Source organism: Haloactinospora alba (assembly GCF_006717075.1).
Taxonomy (GTDB): Bacteria; Actinomycetota; Actinomycetes; order Streptosporangiales; family Streptosporangiaceae; genus Haloactinospora; species Haloactinospora alba.
Window position 1 is genome coordinate 1 of the sequence record NZ_VFQC01000001.1, and the last position, 17,545, is coordinate 17,545.

Annotated in this window: 20 protein-coding genes, 1 pseudogene and 1 CRISPR repeat array; of the genes and pseudogenes, 17 read left to right on the plus strand and 4 right to left on the minus strand. The window is 69.0% G+C overall.

Going from position 1 to position 17,545, the window contains the following annotated elements; genetic code table 11:
• A partial coding sequence (gene paaN / locus FHX37_RS00005; protein WP_342777586.1) for a phenylacetic acid degradation protein PaaN occupies positions 1–1,626 on the minus strand: 1,626 nt, incomplete at its 3' end.
• A gap of 136 nt (positions 1,627–1,762) precedes the next feature.
• Here paaN and FHX37_RS00010 point away from each other — a divergent pair.
• From FHX37_RS00010 to FHX37_RS00035, 6 genes and pseudogenes are all read left to right on the plus strand, one after another.
• A complete protein-coding gene (locus tag FHX37_RS00010) occupies positions 1,763–3,115 on the plus strand; it encodes an AMP-binding protein (protein ID WP_141921425.1) in 1,353 nt (450 codons plus the stop codon).
• An 84-nt stretch (positions 3,116–3,199) separates the two neighbouring features.
• Positions 3,200–3,817, plus strand: a complete 618-nt coding sequence (locus FHX37_RS00015; protein WP_141921426.1) for a TetR/AcrR family transcriptional regulator — start codon at positions 3,200–3,202, stop codon at positions 3,815–3,817.
• A gap of 69 nt (positions 3,818–3,886) precedes the next feature.
• Positions 3,887–4,735 (plus strand): hypothetical protein, encoded by an 849-nt coding sequence (locus FHX37_RS00020; protein WP_141921427.1) that lies wholly within the window; start codon positions 3,887–3,889, stop codon positions 4,733–4,735.
• A gap of 188 nt (positions 4,736–4,923) precedes the next feature.
• A complete protein-coding gene (locus FHX37_RS00025; RefSeq protein WP_281288254.1) occupies positions 4,924–5,094 on the plus strand; it encodes a type II toxin-antitoxin system Phd/YefM family antitoxin in 171 nt (56 codons plus the stop codon).
• Positions 5,091–5,347 (plus strand): annotated as a pseudogene (locus tag FHX37_RS00030) (Txe/YoeB family addiction module toxin). Before FHX37_RS00025 ends, FHX37_RS00030 begins: the two are co-directional and overlap by 4 nt.
• A 208-nt stretch (positions 5,348–5,555) precedes the next feature.
• Positions 5,556–6,146 carry a CYTH domain-containing protein gene (locus tag FHX37_RS00035; RefSeq protein ID WP_141921428.1) on the plus strand — a complete coding sequence of 197 codons (591 nt, stop codon included), beginning with the start codon at positions 5,556–5,558 and terminating at the stop codon, positions 6,144–6,146.
• Between the two features lie 262 nt (positions 6,147–6,408).
• Here FHX37_RS00035 and FHX37_RS00040 read toward each other — a convergent pair whose 3' ends face one another.
• Entirely contained in the window at positions 6,409–7,089 is a 681-nt protein-coding gene (locus FHX37_RS00040) for a response regulator (RefSeq protein WP_141921429.1), read from the minus strand.
• 477 nt (positions 7,090–7,566) lie between these two features.
• On the opposite strand from FHX37_RS00040, the gene FHX37_RS00045 reads away from it, so the two are divergent.
• The 3 genes from FHX37_RS00045 (at position 7,567) to FHX37_RS23790 (ending at position 9,176) form a co-directional block, all read left to right on the plus strand.
• Positions 7,567–8,061, plus strand: a complete 495-nt coding sequence (locus tag FHX37_RS00045) for a DUF2511 domain-containing protein (protein WP_141924921.1) — start codon at positions 7,567–7,569, stop codon at positions 8,059–8,061.
• A 123-nt stretch (positions 8,062–8,184) separates the two neighbouring features.
• The gene (locus tag FHX37_RS00050; RefSeq protein ID WP_141921430.1) at positions 8,185–9,045 is read left to right on the plus strand and encodes an rRNA adenine N-6-methyltransferase family protein; all 861 of its coding nucleotides are present in this window, start codon (positions 8,185–8,187) and stop codon (positions 9,043–9,045) included.
• Positions 9,045–9,176 carry a hypothetical protein gene (locus FHX37_RS23790; protein ID WP_281288255.1) on the plus strand — a complete coding sequence of 44 codons (132 nt, stop codon included), beginning with the start codon at positions 9,045–9,047 and terminating at the stop codon, positions 9,174–9,176. Before FHX37_RS00050 ends, FHX37_RS23790 begins: the two co-directional genes overlap by 1 nt.
• Positions 9,177–9,405: 229 nt before the next feature.
• On the opposite strand, the gene FHX37_RS00055 is transcribed toward FHX37_RS23790, so the two are convergent.
• Entirely contained in the window at positions 9,406–9,597 is a 192-nt protein-coding gene (locus FHX37_RS00055; RefSeq protein ID WP_141921431.1) for a DUF397 domain-containing protein, read from the minus strand.
• On the minus strand, positions 9,594–10,487 hold the full coding sequence (locus FHX37_RS00060; RefSeq protein WP_141921432.1) for a helix-turn-helix domain-containing protein: 894 nt from the start codon (positions 10,485–10,487) through the stop codon (positions 9,594–9,596). Before FHX37_RS00060 ends, FHX37_RS00055 begins: the two co-directional genes overlap by 4 nt.
• Before the next feature lie 312 nt (positions 10,488–10,799).
• Between FHX37_RS00060 and FHX37_RS00065 the strand changes: the two genes are divergently transcribed.
• From FHX37_RS00065 to FHX37_RS00100, 8 genes are all read left to right on the plus strand, one after another.
• Entirely contained in the window at positions 10,800–11,273 is a 474-nt protein-coding gene (locus tag FHX37_RS00065; RefSeq protein WP_141921433.1) for a hypothetical protein, read from the plus strand.
• A complete protein-coding gene (locus tag FHX37_RS00070) occupies positions 11,270–11,488 on the plus strand; it encodes a MerR family transcriptional regulator (RefSeq protein WP_141921434.1) in 219 nt (72 codons plus the stop codon). Before FHX37_RS00065 ends, FHX37_RS00070 begins: the two co-directional genes overlap by 4 nt.
• On the plus strand, positions 11,485–11,697 hold the full coding sequence (locus FHX37_RS00075) for a hypothetical protein (RefSeq protein ID WP_141921435.1): 213 nt from the start codon (positions 11,485–11,487) through the stop codon (positions 11,695–11,697). The genes FHX37_RS00070 and FHX37_RS00075 overlap by 4 nt, the downstream gene beginning before the upstream one ends.
• On the plus strand, positions 11,685–11,957 hold the full coding sequence (locus FHX37_RS00080; protein WP_141921436.1) for a hypothetical protein: 273 nt from the start codon (positions 11,685–11,687) through the stop codon (positions 11,955–11,957). The genes FHX37_RS00075 and FHX37_RS00080 overlap by 13 nt, the downstream gene beginning before the upstream one ends.
• 610 nt (positions 11,958–12,567) lie before the next feature.
• A CRISPR array of direct repeats spans positions 12,568–13,941; the repeat unit is 29 nt; unit sequence ATGCTCCCCGCGCACGCGGGGATGGACCC.
• Between the two features lie 164 nt (positions 13,942–14,105).
• Positions 14,106–14,471, plus strand: coding sequence for a hypothetical protein (locus FHX37_RS00085; protein ID WP_141921437.1), 366 nt, complete (start codon positions 14,106–14,108; stop codon positions 14,469–14,471).
• Positions 14,464–14,880, plus strand: a complete 417-nt coding sequence (locus FHX37_RS00090) for a hypothetical protein (protein WP_141921438.1) — start codon at positions 14,464–14,466, stop codon at positions 14,878–14,880. The genes FHX37_RS00085 and FHX37_RS00090 overlap by 8 nt, the downstream gene beginning before the upstream one ends.
• Before the next feature lie 49 nt (positions 14,881–14,929).
• Positions 14,930–15,784 carry a sulfurtransferase gene (locus FHX37_RS00095; RefSeq protein ID WP_141921439.1) on the plus strand — a complete coding sequence of 285 codons (855 nt, stop codon included), beginning with the start codon at positions 14,930–14,932 and terminating at the stop codon, positions 15,782–15,784.
• Between the two features lie 283 nt (positions 15,785–16,067).
• Positions 16,068–17,483, plus strand: coding sequence for a S1C family serine protease (locus FHX37_RS00100; protein ID WP_342777587.1), 1,416 nt, complete (start codon positions 16,068–16,070; stop codon positions 17,481–17,483).
• The last annotated feature ends 62 nt before the right edge of the window (positions 17,484–17,545 follow it).

Here is a 17,545-nt window from a genome sequence, read left to right on the forward strand (position 1 = left end):
GTGAGTGAGGCGGTTGCCACCGGGTTGGCGCCGGTGCCGTGGTAGTCGCTGAACGCCGCCGACTGGTTCACGAACACCTGCCCGGTGAGGTTCGCGGACAGGTTCACCCCGGCCGCCATCGCGGTCTGCTCGGCTGCCTCCAGTACCCGCTCGGTGGTGGAGTACACGCTCGCGGTGAGCGCCCCGCCCGCGGTGATGGTCTCGCGCATCAGCCGCAGCGAGTCCGGGGTGTCGTCGGTGGTGATCACGAACGACACCGGGCCGAAGCGCTCCCTGGCGTAGGTCTCGCGCTGTTCGGCGTCCCACGTTCACGATGGCGGGGGTGCGCACCCGCGCGTCGGCGAACTCCGGGTGGGTGACACTGTGCGGCCGCAGCGCCGCCTCGCCCAGTTTCTCGGCGTGTTCCAGGCGGTGCAGGATGTCCTCGTTGGCGATCGCGCCGAGTACGCCGGTGGCGGTCGCGGGGTCCTCCAGCAGTCGGGACACGGCCTCGGCCAGGTCGGAGCTGACCTCCCCGGGGGTCTTGTGCCCCTCGTCGGTATCGACGCCGCGGCGCGGCACGAAGATGTTCTGCGGGGTGGTGCACATCTGCCCGCTGAACAGCGACAGCGAGAACGCGAGGTTGTCCAGCATGCCCCGGTAGGCGTCGGTGGAGTCCACGACGACCGCGTTCACCCCGGCCTTCTCGGTGTTCACGAACGCCTGCCGGGCGTTGGCCTCCAACCAGTCGCCGAAGGCGGTGGAACCGGTGAAGTCCACGATCCGCACCTCGGGGCGCAGGGCGAGGTCGGCCGCGCGCTTCTCCTCGGGGTGCTCGGTGGCCAGCAGCACCGTGTTCGGGTCGAGGCCCGCCTCGGCCAGCACTTCCCGCGCGATGGCGACCGTGATCGCCAGCGGCAGCACCGCGCCCGGGTGCGGTTTCACGATGACCGGGTTTCCGGTGACCAGGCTGGCGAACAGCCCGGGGTAGGCGTTCCACGTGGGGAAGGTGTTGCACCCGATGAGCAGGGCGGTGCCGCGTCCCACCGCGCGGAACCGCTTGTCCATCACCAGCGGGTCACCCTTGCGCTGCGGTTTCTCCCACCGCACGGTTCCGGCGTAGGAGGTGATCATGTCGTAGCCGTAGGCGACGGCCTCCAGGCCGCGGTCCTGGGCGTGCGTGCCGCCGGCCTGGAACGCCATGACGAACGCCTGCCCGCTGGTGTGCTGCACCGCGTGGGCCATCTCGAAGCTGCGCTCGTTCAGCCGCCGCAGGATCTCCAGGCACACCCCGGCCCGCCCGTCGGGGCCCGCGTCGCGCCAGGACGGCAGGGCGTCGCGGGCGGCGGCCAGCAGACTCTCGGTGTCGGTGCGGGGGTAGCGCACGTCCAGCTTGATTCCGTAGGGGGAGCGCTCGGTGGCGATCCGGTCGCTGGTTCCGGGCTGGTCCAGCGGGAAGTCCGCGCCGAGGTAGCCCTCGAAGGCGGCCTGCCCGGTCGGCGCGGCCTCCTGGCCGTACACCTTGGGGCTGGGCGACTCGGGGTAGGGGGTGTAGAAGTGCCGCCCGTGGATGGCGGCTACTGCGGCGTCGAGGGTGGTGCGGTGCTGTTCGGCGAGTGCCGCGGGGGTCGTGCTGGCTGTGGCCACGATCCGTTCTCCCAACCTGGAGGCTGTGCGCCTATTGACAGGACGCCTGCGGGGAATGCTTCGCTATGCGGTATTACTAACCGACCGTTCGTTCAGTACGCAAGGTCCCTGGGCCGGAGGCGAAAGGACACTCACGATGGCCCACCACACCCCTTCCCGCGACTCCCGCCCCGCCCGGCCGCACGGCATCGGCGCCGCACCCGACCCCGGACCGCTGGACCCGATGGAACGCGCCTCCCGCGACGAGCTGGAGACCCACCAGCTGCGCCACCTCCGGTGGACGCTGCGCCACGCCTACGAGAACCAGCCCTTCTACCGGCGCAAGTGCGACGACGCCGGTGTCACCCCCGACGACCTGCGTGACCTCACCGACCTGACCCGCTTCCCGTTCACCACCAAGCAGGACCTGCGCGACGCCTACCCGTTCGACGCGTTCGCCGTCCCCATGGACCGGGTGGTCCGGGTGCACGCCTCCAGCGGCACCACCGGCGGAGCCTCCGTGGCGGGCTACACCCGCGCCGACGTAGCGACCTGGTCCGAGCTGGTGGCCCGCGCCATCCGCGCCTCGGGCGGGAAACCGGGGGAGAAGGTGCACGTCGCCTACGGGTACGGCCTGTTCACCGGCGGGCTCGGCGCCCACTACGGCGCCGAGCGGCTGGGCTGCACCGTCATCCCCGTCTCCGGCGGCAACACCGCCCGGCAGGCCGACCTGATCGCCGACTTCCGACCGGACACGATCATGGTCACCCCCTCCTACCTGCTCACCATCGCCGACGAGCTGCGCGCCCGGGGCACGGACCCGCGGGCCACCTCGCTGCGCACGGCCATCCTGGGCGCCGAACCGTGGACCGAGGACATGCGCCGGGAGATCGAGGACACGTTCGACCTGCATGCCGTGGACATCTACGGCCTGTCCGAGGTGATGGGGTCCGGCGTGGCCAACGAGTACGTGGAGACCAAGGACGCGCCGCACGTGTTCGAGGACCACTTCCTGCCGGAGATCGTGGACCCGGACAGCGGGCGGCCCGTGCCCGACGGCGGCGCGGGCGAGCTCGTGTTCACCACCCTCACGAAGGAGGCCATGCCGGTGGTGCGCTACCGCACCCGCGACCTGTCCCGCCTCCTGCCGGGTACGGCCCGGCCGGCGTTCCGCCGCATGGCCAAGGTGACCGGCCGCAGCGACGACACGATCATCCTGCGCGGTGTGAACCTCGTCCCCTCCCAGGTGGAGGAGCAGGTGCTGCGCCTCGGCGCGCTCGCGCCGCACTTCCAGCTGGTGCTGCGCCGCCCGGACCGGCTGGACGAGCTCACGGTGCGGGTGGAGCACCGGCCGCAGGCGGGCGAGGCGGCCGCGGCCGCAGAGGAGCAGCTGGCCAGCGCGGTCAAGGAACGGCTCGGAGTGAGCGCCGCTGTGGAGGTGGTGCCGCCCGGGACGCTGCCGCGCTCCTCCGGCAAGACCTCCCGCGTCCGCGACGAGCGCCCCGGGTGACGGTGTGGCGTGCGGCACCGCTGCCCGCCCCGCCCGGGCGGGGCGGGCGACGCCGGCCCGGCAGGGGCGGTAGATTCCCGTACCATGCCTCCTCCACCCGGCGCTGCCGACAAACCCTCCCCGCGCCGTACCGGCCGTCCGGGGTACGACGCGGAGTCCGTGCTGCGCGTCGCCGTGCGGCTGTTCAACGAACAGGGCTACGACGGCACCAGCATGGGTGACCTGGCGCGCGCCCTCGGCGTCACCAAGTCCGCCATCTACCACCACGTCTCCGCCAAGGAGGAGCTGCTGCGCCGGTCCCTGGACCGGGCACTGGACGCCCTGTTCGCTGTCACCCGCGAACCCGCCGCCACCAGCGGGTCGGCGATCGACCGGTTGGACCACGTGTTGCGGGGCAGTGTGCGGGTACTGGTCGCCGAACTGGAACACGTGACGCTGCTGCTGCGGGTGCGCGGCAACACCGAGGTGGAACGCCGCGCCCTGGAGCGGCGCCGCGAGTTCGACCACATCGTCAGCGAGCTGGTCCGCCACGGTGCCGAGGAGGGGGACATCCGACCCGACATCGACCCGGCGCTGGCCAGCAGGCTGATGTTCGGAACGGTGAACTCGATCGTCGAGTGGTACCGCCCGGGCCGCGGCCTGGAGGCCGACGAGCTCGCCGACGCGCTCGCCGCGATGGCGTTCAACGGGTTGCGGGCCTGACCGCGGAAACCCTCGCCGTTTGTTCCCCGCCGGAGGAGACCACCCGGATCCCGTCAGTGGAGAAACAGGATGAACCTGCTGCAGCTGCCGTCCGTACTGGTACACGGGATCGCCGCGTTGCAGCGCGGCCGGCGGGTGGCGACGGCGCGGGAGGAACTCCGGAACCGCACCCCGCGTGAGGTCGGCGAAACCCTGGAACTCCACGGGAACGACCCGCAGCCTCGCCAGCCCCGGCTGTGTTCGGTAACCGGAACCACCCTGCGCGGCGGCGCGGAACCCGAACGGGCGCCGCTGGTGGGGGACGAGTGCGTGTGGTGGGCGCTGCGGGTGCACCCGCGCAGCGCCTGGTACAGCAGAACCATCCACCTGCCCGTGGTGGAGGTGTCGCGCGCGCCCTTCCACCTCACCGACGGCCAGCGCAGCATCCGGGTCGCGCCGGACACCGCGACGACACACGAGCGGGTGCGTGTCACCCGCTATTCCGAGGAGCACCCCCGGGCGTTCGCCGACCGGCGCACCCCGGTCACCAACCGGGTCAACGCCCGCTTCCCGGAGGTCGCCGACTACGTGCGGGGCCTGATCGGTGTCGCGCGCGTCGACTTCACCGAGTGGGCGGTGCCGGAAGGGGTTCGGGTCACGGTGTCGGGGTGGCTCGTCGACGACGGAACCGCGGACGAACCGGTACTCACCGCGTGGCCGGACCCCGACGGAGGGAAGGAGGCCGTACTCACCATCAGTGTCGCGCAGGACGCCGACATCCGGGAGGTGTCCGGCCTGTCTCCCGAGGGGGCCGAAAGCCAAGGTTCCCTGAGCCAGCAGCAGCGCATCCTTCAGGCCGGCGGCGGCTGCCTGGTGGTGTTCTGCGTGGCCGCCGCCCTCGTCGTGGTCGTGGGCGTCGTGGCCGCGCTCGCCGGGTAGGGGGTGGTTGCTGCTGTAACGGGGAGTGCCTCGCGTCTCGGACACCGCGCGTTCGGTCCTGTAGAGACCAGCAGCCCCAAGTGGTGCCATACCTTGTACGAGTTGGAGGTAGCCATGGCGATCACAGCATCCGAGGCCCGAAAGAACCTGTTCCCCTGATCGAGCAGGTCAACAACGACCGCACCTCCGTGGAGATCAACTCCCGACGGGGCGATGCGGTGCTGGTCTCCTGCGAGGACTACGAAGCGTTGGAGGAGACCGCGCACCTGCTGCGTTCTCCCGCGAACGCCCAACGGCTGTTGGAGAGCCTCGCTCAGGCCCGTCGTGGCGAGTACGAAGAACACCCGCTGTCACGATGAGGCTTGTCTTCACCTCCCACGGTTGGGAAGACTACAAATACTGGCTGGCCACGGACCGGGCGACTCTGAAGCGTGTCAACCGGCTCATCGACGACATTCTCCGGGACCCGTTTGAAGGATAGGAAAGCCCGAGCCACTGCGCCATGCCTTCGCTGGCAGTTGGTCCCGGCGCATCAGCGAGGAGCACCGGATCGTCTATCTCGTCGCCGGGGATGACGTCGTGCTCCTGCAGGCCCGTTACCATTACTCGTAACCGGTCGGATCCCAAGGACCGGGACGTTCTTCGCTCACCGGCCGACCCGTTACTGGACCCGACCGAGGGCCACGTATGGGTGCGAGGTACGTGACCTGGCCGACACTGTCGGTCTTACCGAGAGCATGGGAGCCTTACGGCGAGTGTGCGGCAAGAAGAACATCGCTCGTGTGCATTCGGTGATCAGCGACAGGATCTGAGGGAACACATGAACGCGGTCGAGGTGGAGCGCAAGCGTGACCTGGGGAGCAGAGCCGATACAGTGCTCACCCGGCTGGTAGAGCACGGATGGATCCCTTCGACTCCGGTAGCGGAGACCGACGATTACTACTCGCGTCCCGACGTCGACTTCATGGCCACCGTGGAGTGCCTCCGGCTGCGCCAGCGGGACGACTTCGCCGAACTCACCTACAAACCCCCCTCCAACGCGGCGACACACTCGGCCGAGGAGGTGATCTCCAAGACCGAGGTGAACACGGAGCTGGCGCACGGCCAGGCGCAGCAGGCGCAACAGCTCCTCGCCGCCCTGGGTATGGTTCACCTGGTCCAGGTGGCCAAGACACGCACGACGTATCACCACCCCCGAGAGAACGACCTGGTGGTGACGGTCGACGAGGTGGTCGAGGTCGGCACGTTCGCCGAGGTGGAGATCCTCAGCGCTGACACCGGAACAGCGGTAACGAAGTTGACAAGGACGGAGACCGAGCTGGAGCTGTCGGAGCTGCCACCAGTGTCCCTGCCCTACCGGGACCTGGCCATGCGAGCCGGGTCGCCACTCCAACGGACCGGCGGAACGTGAACGGCTCTCGCTTAGTTGCCCCAGCCCTGGGGACGAGGAGATGCACCCCCGTGCGGAACATGGGGAACGACAGGTGGCCCAGGCTCGCGGTTCCGGGGTGGAGAGGCTCCCCGGGGCCGGTAGCAGCGCATTCTTCAGGCCGGCGGCGGCTGCCTGGTGGTGTTCTGCGTGGCCGCGCTCGCCGGGTAGGGGAGGGCTCGGCGGAAAATCCGGGTGACGTGACCGAGTCCGCGTTTCGTGTACTCGGGAACCACCCTGCTCGTCACCGGTTGTGGAACGGCAGCATGGCGTCGCCGAGCCGCCGTCGCTCCATTATGTCGATCACGTAGTTGAGTACGTGGCTGGGAGAGTTGGTTCCGGCGAAAACCATGGGATCCACGCCCAAACGGGGATCGAACTTCGCGGCATGATAGATAACCGGAACCCGAATTCCAGCGCGATGGAATTCGCGCACCATGTCGATGCCGGCACCAGGATCACCGTGCCGTTCTATGTCGCTGATCACCAGGTCGTAGGAATATCGGTAGAGGAGCTCCAACGCCTCCCCCGTTGTGGTGGCCTGGTCCACCCGCATGTCCATCTCGGTGAACAACCTGGTCAGTGCGCTGTTGTTGCTCGGTATGTCGTCAACCCACAGTATCCTGCCGCTCCTGAGGTAAACGGCGGCGTGTTCCAGTCGGTTCACGGCCGAACGCCGCTGCTTCACGGTGTCGGGCTCTGCGGAATGAGACTCCCCGCCGGTAGTGTCCTCGTCCGCTTTCTCGATGAGCTGTTCCGCGTCCTTCAGGGTTATCTCCAGCCCGGGGCCCTTGATCTCCGCAATGTGGGGAACGATCCTGTTGAGCAGCGGCCGGCGTAACGAGAGGAACACGACGGAGGCGAAAACGACCCAGAGCAGGGTGGGAAGCGCACTGGCCAGTTCCACCCACAGGGATTCCGGCATTGGTACTCCTGAACCGCGGCGGTTGCGGACATACGCGGAATCCTAGTAGGGAATTTTCCTCCCGGTGCTGGAGGTGCGGGTGCTATTTCCGGGATTCCGTACGTGCGGCGGTGCCGGGCCGGCGGAACACGCTGGGAAAATGCTCCCCGCGGTGCGATCGTGGCAGTTGATTTCCCCTCATCACCGTGTGACACGTTTTCTTTACCCGAGGAGTCCTGGCGCGGTGGAGGATGCGGTGTTCTCCCGCTGAATCCTCGTGGTGGCACGATTCCGTGTGCTGTGGATGCTGCGCTCTGAAAACAGTCGCCAGGAACGCGCTGTTCGCCGCGTTCTCGCGGCCTCACCACGAGCACCCGCACGGTTCGTTTCGGGGTGCCGCAGCCTCCACGTGGCGCCCGCTCCGCCGCGTCTGTACGCCTACGCCACGGGAGCCCCCATGACACCCCCGCCCCACCTCCGCAACCGCCGAAGGCCGGCATGTCCACCGGCGCCAAGCTCGGCATCGGCTGCGGTGGATGCGCCGGCGCCCTCCTCATCGCCGCAGTGTTCGCGGTCCTCATCCAGACAGTCGTCGGCGACGGCGACAGCAGCCCCAGCCAGGCCGACCAGGACCAAGAGCAGCAGGATGAGGAGGGCCAGGATTCCGGCGATAAGGACGCCGACGAGAACGATCAGGAGGACGACCCCCCGGAGTGGCTGGAGAACGGCTACGTCAGCGAGGCCATGTTCAAGGAGCGAGACCTCACGTGGCCGCTGACCGTGGACGAGGGATCCCTGCGGTGCGAAGCCGATGAGGCCGTCGTCTTCGTCGACCCGGATAACAAGGACTACGCCGTCAACGGCGCCGCGACCGAGGCAGGCTACGACGACATCGACCCGGTGTGGGCCGACGATGAGGACACCATTGCCGAGCTGGAGGACGCGGGTGCCGACGAGGGCAACCATCCCCGACCTGAAAGTTTCCATCGGTGATCTGGTCGACACTGGCCTGGAGCTGTGCGAGTGAGGCCGGATCCGGCCGTTCCCCTGACACTGCGCGACCGCCGGGCTACCGTCGTGGTGTAGCGTCCCCGCCCCCGGGCCAAGGAGACCGGAATGACCCCCGGCGAGAAAACGGTCGCCACCGTCGACCGCGAACCGTTCATCCCCACAACGATCTACGTGCGCAGCGAGGAGACCGGGTGGTTGGTCCCGCTGTACCGCGACGACGACCCCGACACGTGGCGCTCCCACGTCCATTCCGACCAGCCCGTGGTCACCGCCACCGAATACGACCCGCGCCTACCCGAACACCTGCGTGACCCCACCACAGGGCGGGGGGTGATGGCGACCTCTTCCAGCAGCGGCCGGTCGATCATGGCCCGCATGATCGACACGTTGGAGCTGGAGCCGGGCATGCGGGTGCTGGAGATCGGCACCGGAACCGGCTACTTCGCCGCCCTGCTGGCCCACATCGTCGGGGATGGCCTGGTCGCCAGCGTCGAGAGTGATCCCGTCCTGGCTGAGCACGCCCGGACCGCGCTGGATACGGCCGGGTACACGGTGCGGGTGGTCACCGGTGATGGCGCGGCCGGCTGGCCCGAGGGAGCCCCGTATGACCGGGTGGTGGCCACCGCCGCCGTGCACACGGTGCCGTATGCGTGGGTGGCCCAGACCCGACCCGGCGGGGTGGTGGTCGTTCCGTGGGCGCCGACGTTCCACCCGGATGGCCCATTGGCTGTGCTCACGGTTGGTGAGGACGGCACCGCCCAGGGCCGGTTCGCGGGGTCGGCGCACTTCATGCCGCTGCACGAGCAACGCCTCGACCCCGCCGAGGTCAACCGGATGCACGAACGGTGGGACGTCGAGGGGGTTCCGGACTGCACCCGGTTCGGGGTGACCATCACCCCTGGCGATCAGCGGGTGTGGCTGGACGGGCCGGACAACCGGATAGTGCCATTGGAGGATCACGGCTGATGGGTAAGCATGAGAAGGAAGTGAACTGCTCCGGGTGTGGCGGGAAGAAGCAAGTGCAGCGGTCGTATGACGGCAAGGTGGTGTGGGAGCCGTGTCAGCTGTGCGGCGGCACCGGTAAGCAGCCCTCCTGAGCAAGCAAGGCCCGGTGCCACACGGTGCCGGGCCTATGAAACGAACCGTCCCGTGGCAGGGGGCGCCACGGGGCCAGGGTTACAGCCGGTCGGCACGGACCTCGTCGAGGAACGCTGTCTATCCGGAGATGGAGTTGGGTGGCACTGTTCCTGGGATGGGGTAGAATGACGCTGGGAATTGAGTACAGAAGACCCCCGGCATCGCATCGCCGGGGGTCTTCTTGTTGTGTTACAGGCGGTCGGCGCGCACCTCGTCGAGGAACGCCTTCCACTCGGTGGCGGAGAACGACAGGTGGCCAGCCTGGCGGTTTTGGGTGTCGCGGACAGCGGTCACCGGACCCTCAGCGACCTCGACGCACGCGCGTTCGCCGTTGCTGTAGCTGGACTTGTGCCATGTCGTGGTGGGAGCGTGAGCGCTCATTTCGCGATCTCCTTAGCTGCCGTGGTCAACATCTGTTCTGAGATGGTCTCGTCTAGCGACACAGCCCATAGGTTGGCAAACACTGCGTCGTACCGGTCCACCTCGCGATCCTTGTCAAGGTAGAGCTCACCTGCGAGATGGTTCAGATACACCGTGGTGGGCTCCGAAGGTTCGCCCGTGCCATTGACCGGAAAGCCCAGCATGATGAACGCGCCGGATCTGACCCCGGGGTGCATCCCGGCGGCAAAAGGGACCACCCTCAAGTCGATGTTAGGCCGCTGACTCAACTCAGCGAGGTGCTGGAGCTGGGCAGCCATGACATCCGGGCCGCCGACCGGGCGTTTCAGTACTGCCTCGTTAATCACCACCCGCAACATCGGCGGCTCGATGGTACGTGTGACCAGGGCCTTTCGAGAGGTTTGGACGTGAACGAGGCGGTCGATTTCCTCGGCTGCGGAATTTGGCCTTGATTCCGTGATAAGAGCCCGCGTGTAGGCCTCGGTTTGCAACAGCCCCGGAACAAGCTCCGGCTCGTACCAGCGGAAGTCCGAGGCTGCTTCCTCCAACCCGATGTACACGTCGAACCCCTCAGGGATCACATCCCCGAAGCTGTGCCACCATCCACGCGCTTTGGTCTCCTTGGCGAGTGCCTTCAGTGCGTCGGTGAGGTCGTCGGGAGCGCCGTAGAGCCTGCACATCGCCTCGACGTCGAGGGAACGCAGTGCAACCTGCCCGCTCTCGATACGCCAAACTTTCGCTTCCGAGAACTCCATCTCATGCGCAGCCAGTTTGACCGTAAACCCCGCTTGGTTGCGCAGCTTTCGGAGGTGGCGGCCGAGCTGGCGCTTGGGCACTGTCGAGCCGGTCGTGCCTGTCGCCGTATTGCCCATAGGGCCTCCACGCTCGGTTTGGGGCAGTGCGTTCCTTCGCAATGAGAGCACCAAGTACATCACATTGCAATGCCCCGGTAGCAATCGAACCCATCATTGCGAAGATTCGCAGTGAAGTATTGCACAGCGAGTTTTTCGAATGACAGACTCACTGTCACGTACCCCACCCCCTACGTGACAGTGCTTGGGACACAAGAAACCCCGGGCGCGGTAATGGCTGGCTACCGACCGCGCCCGGGGCGTTACAAGAAGCCTCCGCGAGAGTGGACGCTCTCCGGAGGTGTGGCCACCGACTGGAATGGAGTCGATGACATGCCCCAGTTTATTCGCACTCTCGCGTCCCTGTGGACGCTGCTCCTGATGCTGGCTGTCGCCTTGTTTCCGCCCGCGCGGAGCTACCGGGACCGCCAGGAACGCCTGGAACCGTGCGTCGCGGTGCCGCTGGCGGCCCGCCGTCGGGAATCAGCACGCCGATTCGCCGTGCCGCCGCCGAGAGCGTCGGAAGTACTCCCGGAGCCACTGACCCACCCGCTTCCCGAACCCGAACTGCTCGATCCCGAGGAGTACAGTCTGGTGCGGCCCTACGTGACCGAGCTCGAGCGCCTGCGCCAGGCGCGAGAGGAAGAGGGGTACTGCCCCGCCTGTGGTACCGCCGTCCCCGCGCCGGGCCCTTCCGCCCCACCGGCATACGGCGACGGGTTGGACGACCTCCGCGCGGAACTGTCCCCGCTGGTGCGCGCGTGGAAGTCCCAACGCGAGGAGAACCGTGCGGGGGTGGTCCGGTGAGTATCCCCGGGAGTTGGTCTTCTCCGTTGCTGCGTCCGGGTGATGTGGCTGAGGTGTTCGGTGTCACCACCTCGACCGTCAACGCCTGGGTGCGTGAGGGCCGCCTGGCCCCGGTGGTGGTTACTCCGGGCGGGCACCGGCGGTTCGCGCCCGGCCAGGTTCAGGACCTTATGGCCGCCACCCGTCACCAGAACGGGAGGGGTGGTGACACGTGAATCTCACCCCGCAGGAACGCCAAGAGCTGCGTGACCTACTGGAGCAGCTCTCCCAGGCTATGGACGACGACGCCCTGTGGCCCGGCCAGATCCGCGACATCCTCCGGGAACTGCACGCACGCGTGGTTGCCTGGCTCGGCGACGAGGACGCGGAGACGGTTCCCCACCAGCACAGCGCTGGGGGTGGTGGTGGCCCGTGCGAGGAGTAGAGCCCGGGTGGGGGCCCGGCATGTGGGTGCGGTTCCCCCACGAGGAAGATGGCACCACCCCGTGGGATGTCGTCACACAGCAGGCTGACGGGATGCTGCGGATCGCACCCCGCGACAGGGTCGGCGACGCCCCCACGGTCACCGTCCACCCGGACACGGTGGAGCGGCTCTCCAGTGGAGACCTGTCGTTCCTGCAATGCCGGTGGCCCGTGGGGCTGCCAAGGGTGGGCCGGTGCGGCACGCCAACCCGCGCACCCTGACCGACTGGATCCCGGTCGAACTCCGCGAGTAGACCCCACTCTGACCGCGCGCCTTTTCTCGACCGGGCGCACACCTCCCGTTGCCCGGGTGCTGCCACTATCTCCCAGTACCCGGGCGTCCCACTCTGCCCGCGGGTGTCCTTCCTCTTCATCGTGCGTCCGGGGGCGGCCGGATTTCCGTGTTCCCATAGGGGCGTGCGCACAGCGGTGGAACGGTATGGTCAGATCCTGACCGCATTTGCCGGCATACCGGCCATGTGGAATCACAAAAGAATAACGCCACGCATTGTCGCAGGTGAAAAAGGGTGCGCCCCACGCATGTGGGGATGGGGCCGGGCGAGGTCACCTGTGAGCTGCGCTGGCAGCGGGTGCACATACGGGCGGGAGTCTGGTCGCGTTCTCGGCCTCGGTGCCCCAACGGGATCGCGTGTGATCGTGTCCGGCAGGGCGTGCGTCGCAAGGACGGATGTGGTCTCCTGGCTTCGTCGTGGTGATGGAGGCCACGCCGCCTGGCAGTGGTCCGTTTTTGAGGGGTGTGCGTGCTATGTCCAAATATCCAGAAGTTGCACACACGGGCATGCGCGCGACCTAGAAGACCAGGTCAGAGAGGATGCTCCCCGCGCACGCGGGGATGGACCCGCCGGTCACATCATCGGTGTGTTCCAACAACGATGCTCCCCGCGCACGCGGGGATGGACCCGCGGCCGCGCCCACGCTGCACGCCGCCCCGACATGCTCCCCGCGCACGCGGGGATGGACCCGCGCGACATCCGCAGATTTATACCGTCCGCTTATGCTCCCCGCGCACGCGGGGATGGACCCCTGATGGAAGAGCAGTACGTAGAAACTCCGGAATGCTCCCCGCGCACGCGGGGATGGACCCTCACAACACAGCGAACACAGCGAGAGGGCGTCCATGCTCCCCGCGCACGCGGGGATGGACCCGGCGGAGAACGCTGACCGCCACGAGGCGGGGAATGCTCCCCGCGCACGCGGGGATGGACCCACCGGAAGGGCTCCGAGAATCCCGCCTATGATATGCTCCCCGCGCACGCGGGGATGGACCCAAGATTTGATGCGTTGGTGCGGGTCGCACATGATGCTCCCCGCGCACGCGGGGATGGACCCTCCGAATGCCATGCCCCGACACGCTGCCGGTGATGCTCCCCGCGCACGCGGGGATGGACCCTGCGCATGGTCGCCAGAGCGAGCACGGCCCGCATGCTCCCCGCGCACGCGGGGATGGACCCCGGAGGTCAGGCCAGAGACTGCCCCGCTGTCCATGCTCCCCGCGCACGCGGGGATGGACCCGCTGCGCAGTTCCGCGGTGTGGCGATGGCCGTATGCTCCCCGCGCACGCGGGGATGGACCCGGCGTCCTCGTCCTCGTCGCCCTCAGCAGCGAGATGCTCCCCGCGCACGCGGGGATGGACCACGGGAATCCGGGAAATGATAACGAGAGTTCAGATGCTCCCCGCGCACGCGGGGATGGACCCGTGACCGCTACCAGGTGGTTGTGGCGCCACTCGATGCTCCCCGCGCACGCGGGGATGGACCCCGCTTCCACCTGCGCGGGAGGACGAGTTCGAGATGCTCCCCGCGCACGCGGGGATGGACCCCCCAGGCGCGGGCCGCGCTGATGGTCGGTCCATGCTCCCCGCGCACGCGGGGATGGACCCTTTTCCGCCAGATCGGCATACGGCACCGGCACATGCTCCCCGCGCACGCGGGGATGGACCCCGAGAAGCGGTGCGGGAGTACCTGGAGAAGGAATGCTCCCCGCGCACGCGGGGATGGACCCAGGTCGCGGCGCACCCGGCCGCCCAGAGGCTCAATGCTCCCCGCGCACGCGGGGATGGACCCGGATCGCTCAAGTACTCAGCAACGAACTGGGTATGCTCCCCGCGCACGCGGGGATGGACCCAACCCCCACCTGCTGCAGCAGGTCCAGCAGGAATGCTCCCCGCGCACGCGGGGATCACGCGGGGATGGGTCTTGGTTCGTGGGGAAGGTAGCTGCGGACCCTCTCTGTCCTTGCTGTTCAGGGCGCTGTTCGCTCGCCCCCGACACAAGTACTACAGTTCGTAGTGGTCGTTTCCGGTGGGGAGCGTACGCACAGTGATCCCGACAGTGGGCGGAGGTACGGGGCGTGGTTGAGGGGCTGACCACCACCATCCACATCGCGTCGCTCGTCATGGCCGGTTGGTGCCTGGTCTCCACGTTCCGCGACCAGCCGATGGTGGTGCCGCACCTGGCCGGCATGACCGTGCTGTGGCTGATCCTCATCGGCCAGGCCGTGACCTCCACCGTCCTTATCACCGGCGGCGCGCGCCCGGCGGAACCCGTGGTCTTCGTGTCCTACCTGGCCACCGTCGTCCTGCTGCCGCCCGCCTGCGCCGTGTGGGGGCTCATGGACCGCAGCCGCTGGGGCCCCGCCGTCATCGCCGTCGCCTGCCTGGTGCTGCCGGTGCTGATGGTGCGGCTGGAACAACTCTGGGGGCCCGCCGTTGCCTGACCCCGCCAGCAGCCGCTCCGGACCGGGCCGGGTCCTGGTCGCGGTCTACGCCGTCTTCGCCCTGGCCGCCACGGCCCGCGCCTCGGTCCAGATCCTCACCCGCTTCCACGAGGCGCCGCTGGCCTACCTCCTCTCCGCGGTGGCCGGGCTCGTCTACATCGTGGCCACGGTCGGCATCGCCCGCCGGGACCGCGCCTCCCACCGCGTCGCGCTGGCCTCCTGCACCGTCGAACTCGCCGGGGTGCTGATCGTGGGCGCCGCCAGCATCCTCGACCCCGCCGCGTTCCCCGACGACACCGTGTGGTCCCGGTTCGGCAGCGGCTACCTGTTCATCCCCCTCGTGCTCCCCGTACTGGGGCTGTGGTGGCTGTCGCGGCTGCGCGCCGGCGAACGCGAACCCGCCCGTTAGGCGGTGCCGCTACTGCCGCGCAACCCCGCCGGCGGATATCCTCGCTCCCATGGCACAGCAGGAACGTCCCACCGAACTCCCCGTCGTCGTCACCCCCGCGTGGCTGGCTCGGTACCGCGACACGGTCGTCGTCGCCGACGTGCGGTGGTACCTCGACGGCCGTTCCGGACGGGACGCCTACCTCGGCGGACACATCCCGGGGGCGGTGTTCGTCGACGTGGACACCGATCTCGCCGCCCCGCCCACCCCCGAGGGCGGCCGCCACCCGCTGCCCGACCCGCGGGACTTCGCCGCCTCCCTGGCGGCGCTCGGGGTCGGTGACACCACACCCGTCGTGGCCTACGACGACTCCGGCGGCGCCACCGCCGCCCGGCTCGTGTGGATGCTGCGGGCGCTCGGCTCGCCCGCCGCCGTACTCGACGGCGGCATCCAGGCCTGGGAAGGGCCGCTGGAGACGGGCAACCCCGCACCGCCGCGCCGGCACCGCACCCCGGTCCCCTGGCCGCCGGACCGCGTCGCCGACACCGCCACCGTGCGGGAGGAACTCGACGATCCCGCCCGGCTCGTTCTGGACGCGCGCACCCGTGGCCGGTTCACCGGTGCCGAACCCGCACCGGTCGACGCCCGCCCGGGCCATGTTCCCGGGGCGCGTAACGCCGCGTGGCAGGACAACCTCACCGCCGGCGGCGGGTTCGCCGACCCCGCCGTGCTGCGCGAACGTTTCGCTGCCCTCGGCGCGGACACCGCCGACACCGTCACCGCCTACTGCGGGTCGGGGGTGACCGCCTGCCACGACCTGCTCGCCTTGGAGCACGCCGGCTACACCCGCACCCGCCTCTATCCCGGGTCGTGGAGCGCCTGGGGCGCCGACCCGGAACTCCCGGCGGAAACGGGCGAGGGGTAGCCGGGAGAGCACCGGGAGATCTTCGGTTTAACACCGCGTGACCTGCGATGTTGGGTCAGCGGGCGGTCACGCGGTGCGTCTGGCGGCTCGGGGCGCACCTGGAGCCATGGTCGGTTATACCCTGCCGAACACGGCGGCGGCGCGCCGGGGCGGTGAATTCGAAACCGGAACTAAGGGCTGTTTCACTTCGTTCTAACCCGTGCGAGTGACGCTGGGAAACGAAACCGAGCCCGGCGGTGCAGTCTCCCCGCCGGGAACCGTACTCGTCGTCCGGAGGATCCACGTGAGCGAGACCGGACTCAACAACGGCGCCCCGTTCAACCAGAACCAGAACGCAGGCGACCCACGGCCGGAGAACGGGGAAGGCCAGCAGCCGCCGGCTCCTCCGCACGGTTCCTGGGCCGCCCCGGCGGCACCCCCGCCCGGTGGCGCTCCCGGCGGTGCCGCCGGCGGAGGGACCATGCCGGGAGGGGGAGCGGAGGGGCCGCCGCCGTTCCCGCCCGACCCCGCCGCCGGGGCTCCCGCGCCGCCGCCCGGGCCGCAGCGGGAGAGTTTCTGGAAACGGCACAAGGTTCCCCTCGTCGCGGCGGTGACGGCACTGGCAACCAGCCTCGTCGTCGGTCCGGCCGCGGCGGTCGGGACCGTCGCCCTCCTCGGCGGTGAGCAGAACCAGCCCCAGAGTTCCCTGTCCGGGAACCAGGCCAGCAACGTCTCCAGCGGCGACGTCAGCGAGGTCGCCGAGAGCGTGCGGCCCAGCGTCGTGTCGATCGAGGTGGGGGAGGGCGCCGGGAGCGGCGTCGTCATCAGCTCCGACGGCCGGATCCTCACCAACAACCACGTTGTCGCCCAGAGCGACGGCGACGCCGTGAAGGTGCAGTTCAACGACGGCGACACCGCCAAGGCGAAGGTGCTCGGCAAGGACCCGGTCTCCGACCTCGCGGTCCTCGAGGCCCAGGGGAAGAAGGACCTCGCACCCGCGGTGTTCGGCGACTCCGACAAGGTCGAGGTCGGCGCGGACGTGGTCGCCATCGGGTCCCCGCTGGGACTGTCCGGAACGGTGACCTCCGGCGTCGTGAGCGCCAAGGACCGCCCGGTCAACACCGGAGTCGTCGAGGGGGACCAGGGCCAGGACCGCCCGGACTCGCCGTTCGACCTTCCGGGCGGCGGCGAGGACTCCCCGCAGGCGCGGACGTCGACCGTCATCAACGCCATCCAGACCGACACCCCCATCAACCCCGGCAACTCCGGCGGGCCGCTGGTGAACATGAACGGTGAGGTCGTGGGGCTCAACACCGCCATCGCCGGTACCGGCGGCGGAGCGTCGAGCGAGTCGGGCTCCATCGGTCTGGGGTTCGCGATCCCGATCAACCAGGCCAAGCCGATAGCCGAGCAGCTGGTCGACACCGGGACCGCCACCTACGCGGCAGTCGAGGCCACCATCGCGCCGAACCGGGACGGCGCCGGGGCCAGGGTGGTGGAGGTCAACGGCGGCGGTGCCGCCGACGAGGCCGGCCTGGAGAGCGACGACGTCATCACCAGTGTCGACGGGGACGAGGTGGACGGCCCCGACGCCCTCATCGCGGCGATCCGGTCGCACCAGCCGGGAGACACGATCACGGTCGGCTACCAGCGCGGCGGAGACCAGGAGGAGACCGAGGTGACCCTCTCGGCGCAGTCAGCGGACAGTATCGGCGGCTGATCCGGCGGTGCCGCTCCGGACGCGGCGGAACAGCGCCTCCGCGTGCGAGTAAAACCGAAAAC